The 13,306-nt window shown below is 61.5% G+C and carries 10 protein-coding genes; 3 read left to right on the forward strand and 7 right to left on the reverse strand.

The window, feature by feature from the left end:
- Positions 1-54: 54 nt before the first annotated feature.
- Positions 55-1,353: an MFS transporter gene (locus GGD50_RS13540; protein ID WP_107109424.1), complete on the reverse strand. Its 1,299-nt coding sequence runs from the start codon at positions 1,351-1,353 to the stop codon at positions 55-57.
- A 236-nt stretch (positions 1,354-1,589) separates the two neighbouring features.
- Here GGD50_RS13540 and GGD50_RS13545 point away from each other — a divergent pair, with 236 nt between their 5' ends.
- Positions 1,590-2,159, forward strand: a complete 570-nt coding sequence (locus tag GGD50_RS13545; RefSeq protein ID WP_107109423.1) for a TetR/AcrR family transcriptional regulator — start codon at positions 1,590-1,592, stop codon at positions 2,157-2,159.
- A gap of 12 nt (positions 2,160-2,171) precedes the next feature.
- Here the strand turns inward: GGD50_RS13545 and GGD50_RS13550 are convergent, their stop codons facing one another.
- Positions 2,172-2,966, reverse strand: a complete 795-nt coding sequence (locus GGD50_RS13550) for a class I SAM-dependent methyltransferase (RefSeq protein ID WP_107109422.1) — start codon at positions 2,964-2,966, stop codon at positions 2,172-2,174.
- Between the two features lie 360 nt (positions 2,967-3,326).
- Positions 3,327-4,307, reverse strand: a complete 981-nt coding sequence (locus GGD50_RS13555) for an aldo/keto reductase (RefSeq protein ID WP_107109421.1) — start codon at positions 4,305-4,307, stop codon at positions 3,327-3,329.
- Positions 4,308-4,566: 259 nt separating this feature from the next.
- Between GGD50_RS13555 and GGD50_RS13560 the strand changes: the two genes are divergently transcribed.
- Positions 4,567-6,228 carry an AMP-binding protein gene (locus GGD50_RS13560; protein ID WP_107109420.1) on the forward strand — a complete coding sequence of 554 codons (1,662 nt, stop codon included), beginning with the start codon at positions 4,567-4,569 and terminating at the stop codon, positions 6,226-6,228.
- Here the strand turns inward: GGD50_RS13560 and GGD50_RS13565 are convergent.
- From GGD50_RS13565 to GGD50_RS13575, 3 genes are all read right to left on the reverse strand, one after another.
- Positions 6,215-7,486 (reverse strand): GNAT family N-acetyltransferase, encoded by a 1,272-nt coding sequence (locus GGD50_RS13565; RefSeq protein WP_107109419.1) that lies wholly within the window; start codon positions 7,484-7,486, stop codon positions 6,215-6,217. The two genes, GGD50_RS13560 and GGD50_RS13565, sit on opposite strands and share 14 nt — an antisense overlap.
- 2 nt (positions 7,487-7,488) lie before the next feature.
- A complete protein-coding gene (locus GGD50_RS13570; RefSeq protein ID WP_107109488.1) occupies positions 7,489-8,904 on the reverse strand; it encodes a lipopolysaccharide biosynthesis protein in 1,416 nt (471 codons plus the stop codon).
- 227 nt (positions 8,905-9,131) lie between these two features.
- A complete protein-coding gene (locus GGD50_RS13575; protein WP_280951175.1) occupies positions 9,132-9,440 on the reverse strand; it encodes a 4-oxalocrotonate tautomerase in 309 nt (102 codons plus the stop codon).
- A 26-nt stretch (positions 9,441-9,466) separates the two neighbouring features.
- On the opposite strand from GGD50_RS13575, the gene GGD50_RS13580 reads away from it, so the two are divergent.
- The gene (locus GGD50_RS13580; RefSeq protein ID WP_107109417.1) at positions 9,467-10,360 is read left to right on the forward strand and encodes a LysR family transcriptional regulator; all 894 of its coding nucleotides are present in this window, start codon (positions 9,467-9,469) and stop codon (positions 10,358-10,360) included.
- A gap of 84 nt (positions 10,361-10,444) precedes the next feature.
- On the opposite strand, the gene secA is transcribed toward GGD50_RS13580, so the two are convergent.
- Entirely contained in the window at positions 10,445-13,165 is a 2,721-nt protein-coding gene (gene secA, locus GGD50_RS13585; RefSeq protein WP_107109416.1) for a preprotein translocase subunit SecA, read from the reverse strand.
- Positions 13,166-13,306 lie beyond the last annotated feature (141 nt).

A 13,306-nucleotide genomic window follows, 5' to 3' on the forward strand; every position in this document is an offset into this window, starting at 1 on the left:
GGCCCATGGCGGCAGCGGACGCCATGGGCCGTTTTGTCTCTCGAGGCGCTGGCCTCAGTGGGCCATTGCCGGGGCCTTGTCCGTCGAGCCGGAGCGGCTGATCGTCAGTGCCAGGATGGCGGCGAGCACGCAGAAGGCGCCGGCGATGAAGAAGGCGGGCAGGTAGGTGCTGAGTTCGGTGCGCGACAGGCCTGCACCATAAGCCGCTGTGGCGGCGCCGAGCTGGTGGGCGGCGAAGACCCAGCCAAAGACGAGGCCGGCTTTTTCGCGGCCGAAGCGGTCGGCGGCGATCTTGACGGTCGGCGGTACGGTGGCGATCCAGTCGAGGCCGTAGAAGACGGCGAAGATCGACAGGCCATAGAAGGTGAAATTGCTGAAGGGCAGGTAGATCAGCGACAGGCCGCGCAGGCCGTAATACCAGAAGAGCAGCCAGCGATTGTCGAAGCGGTCGGACAGCCAGCCGGAGCCGATCGTGCCGAAGAAATCGAAGATGCCCATGACGGCCAGAACACTGGCGGCGGCCACCGGCACGATGCCGAAATCGCCGCAGAGTGTGACGAAATGCGTCTGGATCAGGCCATTGGTGGAAAGGCCGCAGATGAAGAAGGTGGCGGCGAGGATCCAGAAGGTGGAACTCGCGGACGCTTCTTTCAGGATGACGAGGGGCGAGGCCAAGGCCGCCTTGAGATTCTTGGTGGCGGGCGGTGTTGGCGAGACATGGATTTCACCGACGAGCGGCAGATTGACGTCGGCGGGACGGTCGCGCATCAGCAGCAGCACGACCAGAGCGGCAACGACGATCATGCCGCAAACGAAGAGCACGGTGGTACGCCAGCCATAGCGTTCCGTCAGCTCCGCCATCAGCGGTAGGAAAACGAGTTGGCCGGTGGCCGAACTCGCCGAGAGCATGCCGACGACGAGGCCGCGATGCTTGATGAACCACCGCGTCGACACCGTGGCGGCCAGCACCATGGCGGTGAGGCCGGTGCCGAAGCCGATGACGATGCCCCAGCAGAGCAGCAACTGCCAGACCTGCGTCATGAACAGCGAGCCGATGAAGCCGGCGCAGATGGTGATCAGCGCGAAGACGATGACCTTGCGGACACCGAAATGGTTCATGAAGGCAGCGGCGAACGGCCCCATCAGGCCGAAGAGCAGCAGGCGAACGGCAAGCGCGGAGGAGATGGAGGATGTGCTCCAGCCGAACTCATCTTCCAGCGGCTTGATGAGCACGCCAGGCGCGCCCATGGCACCGGCGGTGACCAGCATGGTCAAGAAGGTGGCGCCGACGACGACCCATCCATAGTGGATGTTGCGCCGGGCAAGCGTCGAAGCAAGGACTGTGGAAACCATGAGGTGCGTTCCGATAAAGTTGTGTGTCTTGACGTCTGGATCAGAAGGGTGGCGAAAGCGCTGGATCGCAGACGCCCAGGAGTGGCCGTGTCCGCTTCTAGCGCCATGCCGTTCTCCCGGCTTGAACGTTTGTGTAAAGGCATTTACATGATTGCTGTCATATTTGTTGCATATTGATGATGGTCATCATATAAATTGTCAATACAGATTTATTGATGCTCTGATGGAGTTTTTTGATGAGAGTGAGCCGGGAAAAATTCGCTGAGAATCGCGAGAAGATCCTTGCTGTCGCAGGCGAGCTCTTTCGCGAGAAGGGTTTCGACGGCATCGGCGTCGCCGACATCATGAAGGCGGCCGGGCTGACGCATGGCGGCTTCTACGGCCATTTCGAATCGAAGGACGAGCTGGCTTGCGAAGCCAGCAAGGCGCTGGTGGCGCGCTCGCAGGAGCGCTGGCAGCAGGTGGTCGAGGGAGCGCCGGAGGCGCCGCGCGATGCATTACTCACGCATTATCTCTCGCATCGCAACGTCGTCGAGCATGGCACCGGCTGCGTCTTTGCGGCGCTGACGCAGGAGGTCAGCCGTTACGGCCCCGAAATGCAGTCCACCTTCACCAACGGCCTGATGGGAATGGCGGCGATCCTGGAAGAGATCACGCCCGGAGAAACCCAGGAGGAGCGGCGGCGCAAGGCGCTTGCCGATCTCTCCACCATGGTCGGCGCGGTCATTCTTGCCCGCGCCATGGATACGCCCGCGCTTTCCGAGGAGCTTCTGGCCGCAACCCGGCAGGAGCTTGCCTCGCGCTAAAGACTGATTCGATCAGCCGCGGAAGGCGAGCAGACCGTTCGATTCGACGATCTCCGTGATTTTCCCGTCAGGGGCCGTGTCCAGCAGCTCGGCGCGCAACGCCGCCTCGAAATCCGCAAGCTTGTCGCCCAGCGCCTGCGGCGAGGTGGAGGACATCGAGAAAACGCGGCCGACGATATCCTCGATATCTTTTTGATATTCGCTGACAATGCCGATGCGCTCAAGGTTGTTGAAGGGCGAGGCGAGTAGCATGGCCTCATGCGGCGCCCAGGCCTTGCTCTTGCGCAACAGGCGCTGCTCATGGCGTTCCGGCGAAAAAGTTTCCGTCAGTTTATCAACGATGGTGCGCCAATCCGGGCTCGCCTCTATGTGTCTGTCGCCGAACAGTACGACGGCGCCGCCGGGCTCGATCAGCGTGTCGAGAGCCGTAAGCGTCGCCGGGCGATCCATCCAGTGGAAGGAGCGGCCCATGACGCAGAGATGCAGCCTGCCGATATCCGGCCCGAGATCATAGGAAGAACCCTGACGCAGGGTGATCTCGACGCCAGCGTCCTTCGCGCCGGCTTCGGCCGCGGCGAGCATTTCCGGCTCCGGGTCCATGGCGGTGACGGCGGCGCCCTGGAGGCGCGCAAAGGCGATGCCAAGCTGGCCGGGGCCGCAACCAAGGTCCAGCACATGGCCGCCGGCCTTCAGGCCGCTTCGCTCGGCGACACGGGCGATCAGGCTGTCCGGATAGGGGATGCGATAGCGCAGGTAATAGGCCGCGGTCGACTGAAAGCGCCGCGCTTCGAAGGGAGCTGTGATCATGGATTGCCATCCTCGGGGTGGGGGAATCTTGACCTGTTAAGCCTCACCGTGACCTTCTCGTGAAGTAACTTTTGCGCGATTTGCGGTGGGCTCAAGGCATCGTCATTGTCTGCGGTGGAAGGCCATTGCAGCTCAATTGGCTTCAGAGGGTGGGATTGCCCCTTACCCTAGCCCTCTCCCCGCAAGCGGGGCGAGGGGACTGCTCCGTATCTGTCGCTCTGTCCATTTATTCAGAAGGTGCTAATGGAATGCGATAACCCCCTCTCCCTGCATGGGCGGGGAGAGGGTTGAGGTGAGGGGCCGCTCAGGCAGGTACGTGCAACATCATTGGCCCAACCTGACCAGCTCCAAAATCTCCGGTCACTTAAACCCGGCAACCCCATGCGGGATATAGGGTGATTCCAGTGCCTCGATTTCCTGCGGCGTCAGTTTCACCGACAGCGAGGCGACGGCGTCGGCGATGTGGCCGGGCTTTGAGGCGCCGATGATTGGGGCGGTGACGGCGCTCTTCTGCAGGAGCCAGGCGGTGGCGACCTGGGCGCGGGCGACGCCACGGGCTTTGGCGATGGCGCCGACGGCTTCGACGACCTTACGGTCGGCCTCGACCGCCTGTGTGTAAAGTGTCTTGCCGAATTCGTCGGTTTGCGAGCGCGCCGTCGCCTCGTCCCAGTCGCGGGTGAGGCGGCCGCGGGCAAGCGGGCTCCAGGGGATGACGGCGATCTTCTGGTCTTCGCAGAAGGGCAGCATTTCGCGCTCTTCCTCGCGATAGAGCAGGTTCAGGTGGTTCTGCATGCTGACGAATTCGGTCCAGCCATTGAGGCGCGAGGTGTAGATCGCCTTGGCGAATTGCCAGGAATACATCGAGGAGGCGCCGATATAGCGGGCCTTGCCGGCCTTGACGACATCGTGCAGCGCTTCCAGCGTTTCCTCGATCGGCGTCGAATAGTCCCAGCGATGGATCTGGTAGAGATCGACATAGTCGGTACCGAGGCGGCGCAGGCTGTTGTCGATCTCATCGAAAATCGCCTTGCGCGACAGGCCGGCGCCGTTCGGGCCGGGGCGCATGCGGTTGAACACCTTCGTTGCGAGAACGATATCCTCGCGGCGCGCGAAAGCCTTGATGGCGCGGCCGACGATTTCCTCCGACGAGCCGTTGGAATAGGTGTTCGCCGTGTCGAGGAAGTTGATGCCTGCCTCGATCGCCTGCTTGAGCAGGGGGCGGCTGTCCTCCTCCTTCAGCGACCAGGCATGCGTGCCCTTGCCGGGATCGCCATAGGTCATGCAGCCCAGGCAGATGCGGGACACTTCAAGGCCGGTTTTGCCAAGCTTCACGTATTCCATCGGTAGTCTCCATCCTGTTTTAGGGTCCGATACGGAAACGCTCCGCCGCCGGACCGGAGGCAGAGTGGATGTGTCATCGAAGGCAGACTAGCGGAGCGCAGCTTCGCCGATTAGCTCAATAATTCGCAATAGGCTTTGAAGCAGTGCTAAATAAAGACGGCGATTTCCGCGGACGCTAAGGCAACAATCGCAATTGTTTTCCTTGAACCTGCGGCGCAACAGGTGTTAGCTGCACCGCAGCATTTTTCTGGACTTTGGTATGAAACTGCCCCCAAGCAACACCTATGATGCCCTTTATCGCGATTTTCGTTGGGACATTCCGGCGAAATTCAATATCGGGCGCGCGGTTTGCGATGACTGGGCTGAGCGGGAGCCGGACCGGGTCTGCCTTGAGCATTTCAACCCGGACGGCAGTCATCGGACGATGACCTATGGCGAGCTGCGGGACCGTTCCGCCGCTTTTGCCAATGCGTTGACGGCGCTCGGCGTGCGGCCGGGCGATCGGGTGGCGCTGCTTTTGCCGCAGAGTTTCGAGACCGTCATCGCGCATGTCGCCATCTACAAGATGGGAGCGATCGCACTGCCGCTGGCGCTGCTTTTCGGCGCCGAGGCGTTGGAATACCGGCTGGCGATTTCGGGAACCTCGGCGATCGTCACCAACCAGTTCGGCCTGTCGCGGCTGCGGCCGATCCGGGATCGCTTGCCGGACCTGGCGCATGTGATCAGTATCGACGGCGCCGGGGAGGGTGTCGCCGGCTTTGCAGAGTTGGTCGCCGCTCATCCGCCGCTTTTCGACGTGGCGGAAACCGGGCCGGACGCCCCGGCGCTGATGATTTTCACCTCGGGTACCACGGGACCGCCGAAGGGTGCCTTGCATGGCCATCGCGTTTTGCCGGGGCATATTCCGGGCATGCAGTTCGCCCATGAAGGTTTTCCTCAAGGAGGCGACAGGCTCTGGACGCCGTCGGATTGGGCCTGGGCGGGTGGGCTGCTGAACGCGCTGCTGCCGAGCCTCATGCTCGGCGTGCCCGTCGTCTCCTCGCCGGCGCAGAAATTCGATGCGCATATGGCCTTTCGCATCATGGCCGAGATGGGCGTGCGCAATGCCTTCATTCCGCCGACCGCCTTGCGGCTGCTGAAGTCGGTCAGCAATCCCCGGGCGCTTTACGATCTTAAATTGCGCACCGTCGGTTCGGCCGGTGAGGCGCTCGGGCGCGAGACCTATGAATGGGCGCGTTCCGCCCTCGGGGTCACCGTCAACGAGTTTTTCGGCCAGACGGAGTGCAATTTCGTTCTGTCCTCCAGCGCGGCCTTCGGCGTCAGCCGTGGCGGGGCGACCGGCAAGCAGGTGCCCGGTCATCGCGTTGCGATCGTCGACGTTGATGGCAGGGAGATGCCGGTTGGCGAGAGCGGGCAGATCGCCATTCAGCGGCCCGATCCGGTGATGTTCCTCGGCTATTGGCAGGACGAGAAGGCGACGGAGGCGAAATTCGTCGGTGACTGGCTGTTGACCGGCGATCTCGGCCGGCAGGATGCGGACGGCTACATTTCCTTTATCGGCCGCGACGACGATGTCATCACTTCGTCGGGCTATCGTATCGGTCCTAGCGAGATCGAGGACTGTCTCGGCGGTCATCCGGCCGTGCAACTGGCCGCCGCCGTCGGCAAGCCGGATGCGGTGCGCACGGAAATCGTCAAGGCCTATGTGGTTCTCGCGCCCGGCTTCGAGCCGAGCGAGGTGCTGGCCGCCGAGATCCGCGACTGGGTGAAAACGCGGCTTTCCATGCATGAATATCCGCGCGAGATCGAGTTTGTCGATGCCCTGCCGCTGACGACATCGGGCAAGGTCATCCGCCGCCTGCTGCGCGATCGTGCAGTGGCCGAGGCTCTGGAAGCAAACCGGATGTCTAGCGCTTCGTAAGCGACAATATCTTCTCGCGCAGCAGCTTCGCCATGTTGCGGGTGCTGCGGTACATGTGCAGTTGCGTTGCCACTTGGCGGACGTCGCGGTCGCCGTTCTGTGTCAGGCCGATGATCAGCGTGCCCATGTCTTCGCGCTCCTGCCAGAAGCGGCTCATGATCGGATGATCCGGCACGGCGCAGGAGTCGGAACGGACGATGTTGGCGTCGTCGAGATGCCATTCAGTCAGTTCGCCCATCAGCAGCTTGCCCGGCGAATAGCGGGCATAATCCTCGTTATAGGCTGTTTTCCAGGTATAGGCTTCGCCGCCCATCATCAGCACGATCATCGAGGCGATTGCCTTGCCGTTGAGGTCGATGGTGTGAATGCGTACGGCATCGACGGCGGCGAGGTTGGAGACGGCTTCGCGGGCGAAGGCCGCATGGTGGCGGTCCGTGACCAAGGCGCTGCGCTTCTTGCCCTTCCAGCCGCTCGCCTCCAACGCCATGAATTCTTCCATGCGCAGGTGAATGTCGCGGGGCTGGCGGGCGACGCTGTAGACGACCTCACCATGATTTTCCAGGAGGCGCCACTGGCGGCGCATTTCACGCAGATGCGCGTTCGAAATCGTTCGCTTGAGATAGGCGAGCGCGTCCTCGCTGCTGTCGAGCATCGGCCGTTGATAGGGATTGGCAACCGTGAGGGGCAGGTTGCGGCCGATGGCGACCGCTTTTGCCATCTGGGCGAAACGGCCGTTCAACCGGATATCCGGCAGTACCAGCGTGGTCGGCAGGCCCAGTTCACGTCGGGTCAGCGCCTCGAAGAGATTGTCGAGCGTCTCGCCGGCCTCTTCGGCATCCACCAGCGGCGTGCCGACCGGGCCGAAGGAATTCGACCAGACGCGGATAATCGAAGGACCGATCGCAAAACCCGGCTTGTCGACGGTAAAGGGCATCAGGAAGCGCATGCGGCTCCGGCTGCCATTTTCATCGCGCATCAAAGCGAGGCGGATCTGCCGATCCTCCAGGCGCGGCATGGCAGGCGCCAGGAAGCGACCGGAAAAGAAGACGTTCGGCTCCATGGCACGATTGGAGAGAAAATCCAGTTCGTCCTGCAGCTCATAGCCGAGCTTGCCGGGATAGAGGCAGAGTTCACGGCCGGCGCGTCCGACCTCGACGCGGGCCTCCGCCTTGGGTCGTTCGAAATGCAGCGCCGCGAGCGTGTGCGTCAGAGCGTTGACTTGGCTGTCTGTGCTTTCGGTAAAGGGAGGGCGCGCCATGGTCAGAGTGCCCCGTTCGTTGCTGGCGCCGTCGGCCGGCGGCTAAGGGCGAAGAGCACGATGCCGAACGCGCGGCGCACGGCGATATGCAGCAACACGGCCTCGACCATCATGGCGCTGGCCGCAGCAATGGCCGCGCCTTCGATGCCGAAATGCGGAATGAGAGCGACGTTGAGGCCGATATTAGCGATCAGCGCCGCGGCATAGAGATAGACGCAAAGCATCTGCCGGTCTGCCATCAGCAGCAGCACCTCGGCTGGACCGACGAGCGCCTTGGCGAGAACGCCGGCAAGCAGGATCGCGATGACCACCTGGCCTTCGGTAAAGGCCGCGCCGAAAAGCGAGAGCAGGAATTGCCCGGCCGCGAACACGACAAGACCGACGGCAAGAGCCGGGAAGAAGGTCCAGCGCGCGGCTTCCGTGGCGAAGGCTGCTAGTTTTTCCCGATCGTTCTCGGCCATGATGGCGGCAAAGCGCGGGCCGATGGCGGCCTTGACGGCGAAATAGATGAAATGCACCAGCGCCATGATCTTGGCAGCGGCGAAATAGACGGCGACCTCTGCGGGATCGAGGTAGATGCCGACCACGACGACATCGGAATTCGTCAGGAGATAACCGACGCCCTCGACCAGAAAGACCGGGAAAGCGACGGCAAACCAGGCACTGAATTCGATCGTTTTCGGGCCGTCGGGATAGTGGCGGCGCAGGCGAAAGGTGACGGCGAGATACTGGCAGCAGACGGTGACGAAAGCGGCGGCAAGGGCAGCCGCCATCGCCGTCACAGCACTATGGGCCGCGCCGGAAAGAATGGCCGTCAGCATGAACAGCAGGATCAGCGTCGGGCGGATGAGGAAGGTCGGGCTCAGCGCCATGACCGGCCAGTGATTGGCGCGCGCCGTCCCGTCCAGCACATCGCCGAGCGCGATCATCGGTACGGCGATCAGGCCGAGAAAGATCGGTGTGACGTAATAGTTTTCGACCATGCCGCTGAAAGCATAGAGCGCCGCCATGCCGATCAGCGCCAGCCCGCCGGCAACCGCCAGGACGAAGCGGCGGGCGGTGGCGGTCACACCGCGGATGGCATCGTGATCGCCGCTCGCATCATATTGCGGCAGGAAACGAATGATGGCGGTCGGGAAGCCGAGGCAGGCAAGATTGCCGAATAGGATCATCAGAACCCAGACGAAGACGAAGACGCCATATTCGAAACGGCCCATCATTCGGGCAAGGACGATCTGTGAGACGAAGGCAAGGGCGGCACCGGCAATGCGGATCGCGAAAGCGACCAGCGCCATGCGCTGCGAGACGACCTTTTCGTCATTGCCGGTGAAAAGGGGCGCGAGTTTGCGCAGATACGGCGACAGCACAGTCCGCAGCCCGGACGGCAGCATTTTCTCTGCTGTTTGAAAGACCGCCATGTCGATACGCAATACTTAAAACATGATTTAACCTAACGACAGTTTTCGCAGAGGGGGGTTAAGATTCGGTTCCTCGAATACACGAAAAGCGTGCGAAGACGGTGCCGGCGTATCAACAAAATGCCGCCCGAAGGCGACACTTATGGATCGATAGGATGCGAAGGCTTAAACAGGTCCTACGCCGTGTTGACGGAGTCGGTAAAGGTCTGCTTCGGACCGTCACCGTGTCATTTTGCGATTTTCTGAGGCGCATCCTTGTCCGCTACGAGCTGACCGCCCTTGGCCCAGTGTTCGCGAGGGACCTCGCTGATCAACACGTCCACGCTGTCCGTCGGGCAAGCAAGCGTCTCAGCGGTGACCTGAGTGACCTTGCGGACGAAATCACGCTTTTGTTCGAGGGTTCGGCCTGGATGCATTTCGAGGTGAATTGTTGGCATTGGAAAGCTCCTGTTTGGCTGCCGTCTCGACTTGAGAATGGCTGAGGCAAAGGAACTATGGCCGCTGGCTTCTCCGGAATAAACATGCTCTATGTTCATTCATTTAGAACCATTGGGTTTATAATATGGATAAGTTGTCCGCTATGACGATGTTCGTGCGGGTGGTTGAGCACGGCAGCTTCAGCGCCGCGGCCGACGCTGCCGGCGTGTCTCCCACCATGGCGGGTAAGCAGGTGCGGGCGATAGAAGCGCGCCTGGGAGCTCGCCTGCTGCATCGAACCACCCGGCGTCAGCAACTGACCGAAATCGGCCGACTATATTACGAGCGCTGCAAGCAAGTGCTGGCCGATGTGCAACTGGCTGACGCCAGTGCGAGCGAATTGCAATCCGAGCCTCGCGGCCTGCTGCGTATCGTCTCCCCCGTCACGTTCGGAAGTCACCGCCTGATGCCGGCACTTGCCGATTATCTCGCCATGTATCCCGCCGTGAGCGTGGACGTCATGCTGGACAACGGGGTGCCGGACCTGTCGCGAGAGGGGTGCGAACTCGCAATTCGGATAGGCGAGGTCGCCCAGGTCGATTTGGTGGCGCGCCCTTTGCAGCCGTATCGAAGGATAATGGCCGCGTCAGCGGCCTATCTGGAGCGGCGGGGTACGCCCGCGCATCCCAGAGATTTGTCCGTGCATGACTGCCTCGGCCTTTCTTATTGGCGTCGCCGCGACCAGTGGTATTTGTTCGGCCCGGATGGCGAATGGCGGCCGGATGTGAGCGGGCGATTGTCTGCCGACAATGGCGATGCGCTGCGCGTTGCGGCCTTGAATGGCGCTGGTATCGTCCTTCAGCCGGAAGTCATGCTTGCCGATGATCTTGCCAGAGGTCGCCTCGTGCAGGTGCTGCCGGAATGGACACCCGTCGCCTCACCGATGTACCTGTTATACGCCGTAGACCGTCGGCCGACGGCGAAGCTGCGCAGCATGATCGATTTCTTGCTGAAGCGTTTTGGCGCACATGCTGAGTAGTTATCGCCGCGGCATCCGACAAAATCGCGCATAAAAAATGCCGCCCGAAGGCGGCATTTTGATCATTGCAGAGATTGCGAAATCTCAAACCACTTCGTTGCTTTCAAAAGCCCCGTGGCAGTGCTTATACTTTTTGCCGGAGCCGCAGGGGCAGGTCTCGTTGCGGCCGATGCGGCCCCAGGTCGCCGGATTCTGCGGATCGCGGTTTTCCGGGGCAACGACGTTTTCGTTGACGAGGCTCAGCGGCGCAAATTCGTCTTCACCGGTCGTGGCATCGATATGGCGCGCCTGCATGGGCAGCGTCTGCGGCTCGGCCGGCTGCTGCACCAGTTCAACGCGCGACAACTGACCCGTGACGGCCTGGCGCAGGTTGTTCAGAAGCGACTGGAAGAGTTCGAAAGCCTCGGCCTTGTATTCCTGCAGCGGATCGCGCTGGGCGTAGCCGCGGAAGCCGATGACGGAGCGCAGATGGTCGAGGTTGACGATGTGCTCACGCCAGAGATTGTCTAGCGTCTGCAGCACGATGGAGCGCTCGACATAGGTCATGATCTCAGGGCCGAAGCGCTCGGCCTTTTCCGTGGCGGCCTTGTCTGCTGCTTCCGTCAGGCGGGTGCGGATATCGTCTTCGGCGATACCTTCTTCCTTGACCCAGTCATGCACCGGCATATCGAGATCGAAGAAGTTGGCGACCGCGGTCTTCAGGCCATCGGCATCCCACTGCTCGGCATAAGCGCGCTCGGGGATATACTTGGAAACCAGATCTTCGATGACCTCGTGGCGCATGTCGCCGACGGTTTCGGAGAGATCCGTCGCATCCATCAGCTCGACGCGCTGCTCGAAGATGACCTTGCGCTGATCGTTCAGCACGTCGTCATACTTCAGGACGTTCTTGCGGATATCGAAGTTGCGGGCTTCGACCTTCTTCTGGGCGCGTTCCAGCGCCTTGTTGATCCAGGGATGGACGATGGCTTCGCCTTCCTTGAGGCCGAGCTTCTGCAGCATGCCGTCCATACGATCGGAGCCGAAGATGCGCATCAGGTCATCCTGGAGCGACAGGTAGAATTTCGAGCGGCCGGGGTCGCCCTGACGGCCGGAACGGCCGCGCAACTGATTGTCGATGCGGCGGCTTTCATGGCGCTCGCTGGCGATAACGTAGAGACCGCCGGCGGTGAGCGCCTGCTGCTTGAGCTCCTTGATCTCTTCGGCGATCTTGGCGATTGCCGCATCGCGCTCCGGACCGGGCTCCATCCCGTCCAAATCGCGCTCGACGCGCATATCGAGGTTGCCGCCGAGCTGGATGTCGGTACCGCGGCCAGCCATGTTGGTGGCGATCGTGACCGCGCCGGGAACACCGGCCTGTGCAACGATATAGGCTTCCTGCTCGTGGTAGCGGGCGTTCAGAACCTGGAAGTTGCTGAAGCCCTGCTTGCGCATGAGGTCGGCAAGAAGCTCGGACTTTTCGATCGAGGTGGTGCCGACGAGCACCGGCTGGCCGCGCTTATGGGCGTCCAGAATTTCGGTGATGATCGCCTTATACTTCTCGTCGTGCGTACGGTAGACTTCGTCGTCCTCGTCGATACGCTGGATCGGCAAGTTGGTCGGCACTTCGACCACGTCGAGGCCGTAGATGTTGCCGAATTCTTCCGCTTCCGTCGACGCCGTACCGGTCATGCCGGCCAGCTTGCCGTACATGCGGAAGTAATTCTGGAAGGTGATCTGGGCCAGCGTCTGGTTTTCAGGCTGGATCTGCACCCGTTCCTTGGCCTCCAGCGCCTGGTGCTGGCCGTCCGAATAGCGGCGGCCCGGCATCATGCGGCCGGTGAATTCGTCGATAATGACGACTTCGTCGTTGCGGACGATATAGTCCTTGTCGCGCTGGAAGAGCTTGTGGGCCTTCAGGGCGTTGTTGACGTGGTGGACGATCGCAACGTTTTCGACGTCGTAGAGCGATTCAGCCTTCAGCAAGCCAGCGTCACGCAGCATGTTTTCCAGCTTTTCGGTGCCGTCTTCGGAGAAGTTGGCCGAGCGCTGCTTCTCGTCGATCTCGTAATCGTCCTTCGACAGGCGCGGAATGAAGGCGTCGATCGTGGTATAGAGATCGGAACGGTCGTCGAGCGGGCCGGAAATGATGAGCGGCGTGCGCGCCTCGTCGACGAGGATCGAGTCCACTTCGTCGACGATCGCAAAATTGTGACCGCGCTGCACCATCTGGCCGCGGTCGTATTTCATATTGTCGCGCAGATAGTCGAAGCCGAGTTCGTTGTTGGTGGCGTAAGTGATGTCGCAGGCATAGGCGTCGCGTCGTTCTTCATCCGACAGGCCGTGTATGATGACGCCGGTGCTCAGGCCGAGGAAGCCGTAAATGCGGCCCATGTGGCCACTGTCGCGCTGCGCCAGGTAGTCGTTGACGGTGACGACGTGAACGCCCTTGCCGGCAAGCGCGTTCAGGTAGACGGGCAGGGTCGCGACCAGTGTCTTGCCTTCACCCGTCTTCATTTCGGAGATCGCATTCGAATGCAGGATCATGCCGCCGATGAGCTGTACGTCAAAAGGTCGCATGCCGAGAACGCGCCGCGAGGCCTCGCGCACCACGGCAAAAGCGGGGACGAGAAGGTCGTCGAGCGTCTTGCCGTCGGCAAGCTGCTGGCGGAACTCGACCGTCTTCGCGGCCAAGGCTTCGTCAGACAAAGCGCGCATCTGTTCTTCGAGCGCGTTGATCGCAACGACATTCGGCTGGAATGACTTGACGCGACGGTCGTTGGACGAGCCAAACAACTTGCGGGCAATTCCACCTAGGCTGACCATATGACTGGTCCTTTCTGAGATTTCATCCTGTCGTTTTCTGCTTCATCCGCCACTGAAAAAATCGGGAGTATAGCACAAAACGCCCGGAAACTGTTCTGGACGCGAGGTTGCGTGACAGATAAGAGGGGGGTCGATTGATGT

It is taken from the genome of Martinezella paranaensis (assembly GCF_014200235.1).
Lineage (GTDB): Bacteria > Pseudomonadota > Alphaproteobacteria > Rhizobiales > Rhizobiaceae > Rhizobium > Rhizobium paranaense.

Excerpts from the sequence above, each read along its gene's own strand:
- GGD50_RS13540 (WP_107109424.1), bottom strand. The coding sequence starts at position 1,353 with ATGGTTTCCACAGTCCTTGCTTCGACGCTTGCCCGGCGCAACATCCAC.
- GGD50_RS13545 (WP_107109423.1), top strand. The coding sequence starts at position 1,590 with ATGAGAGTGAGCCGGGAAAAATTCGCTGAGAATCGCGAGAAGATCCTT.
- GGD50_RS13550 (WP_107109422.1), bottom strand. The coding sequence starts at position 2,966 with ATGATCACAGCTCCCTTCGAAGCGCGGCGCTTTCAGTCGACCGCGGCC.
- GGD50_RS13555 (WP_107109421.1), bottom strand. The coding sequence starts at position 4,307 with ATGGAATACGTGAAGCTTGGCAAAACCGGCCTTGAAGTGTCCCGCATC.
- GGD50_RS13560 (WP_107109420.1), top strand. The coding sequence starts at position 4,567 with ATGAAACTGCCCCCAAGCAACACCTATGATGCCCTTTATCGCGATTTT.
- GGD50_RS13565 (WP_107109419.1), bottom strand. The coding sequence starts at position 7,486 with ATGGCGCGCCCTCCCTTTACCGAAAGCACAGACAGCCAAGTCAACGCT.
- GGD50_RS13570 (WP_107109488.1), bottom strand. The coding sequence starts at position 8,904 with ATGGCGGTCTTTCAAACAGCAGAGAAAATGCTGCCGTCCGGGCTGCGG.
- GGD50_RS13575 (WP_280951175.1), bottom strand. The coding sequence starts at position 9,440 with ATGAACATAGAGCATGTTTATTCCGGAGAAGCCAGCGGCCATAGTTCC.
- GGD50_RS13580 (WP_107109417.1), top strand. The coding sequence starts at position 9,467 with ATGGATAAGTTGTCCGCTATGACGATGTTCGTGCGGGTGGTTGAGCAC.
- secA (WP_107109416.1), bottom strand. The coding sequence starts at position 13,165 with ATGGTCAGCCTAGGTGGAATTGCCCGCAAGTTGTTTGGCTCGTCCAAC.